Source organism: Imperialibacter sp. (assembly GCF_040222385.1).
GTDB lineage: Bacteria > Bacteroidota > Bacteroidia > Cytophagales > Cyclobacteriaceae > Imperialibacter.
Genome location: NZ_JAVKDF010000058.1, coordinates 1 through 469, shown reverse-complemented (window position 1 = coordinate 469; position 469 = coordinate 1). Strand labels below are relative to the sequence as shown.

Genomic DNA, 469 nt, shown 5'->3' with positions numbered 1-469 from the left:
GGTTATGGTCAAAGTTCCATCAGACGTGTTGATATCGTAATTATCATCGCTTCCAGCAGTCACGGTGATGGGGTAGGTGCCAACGTTGCTGGCAGTACTGGCTTCTGTAGTGGCAGCTGGAGGAGCAGCCAGCACATTGAGATCTTCTCCATTAACAAACCCAGTAACCTCGACAGATAAGGCAGGGTTGGGCTCTCCATACTCACGGCTTTGGTCGGGGGCTGAAGCTGAAAGTGTAGCCTTATTGACCGTCAAGGTACCCGACACGTTGGAGAGGGTGTAATTGTCGTCACTTCCGGTAGAAAGGGAGATTGGGTATTCGCCTGCTGCACTTGCGCTTGTGGCGGTTGTTGATGGGGAAGGTGCTGTTGTTAATACTGTTTCTTCATCCTCATTCTTAAACCCTGAGTAAACTACCTCCAGTGTTGGATTTTCCTCTCCGTAGGTTTTCATTTTGTCGACAGCAGTT

General features: G+C 49.5%; 1 protein-coding gene. It reads right to left on the bottom strand.

Going from position 1 to position 469, the window contains the following annotated elements:
- Positions 1-469: MBG domain-containing protein (locus RIG68_RS27470; protein ID WP_350130055.1), on the bottom strand; the 469-nt coding region annotated here is incomplete at both ends.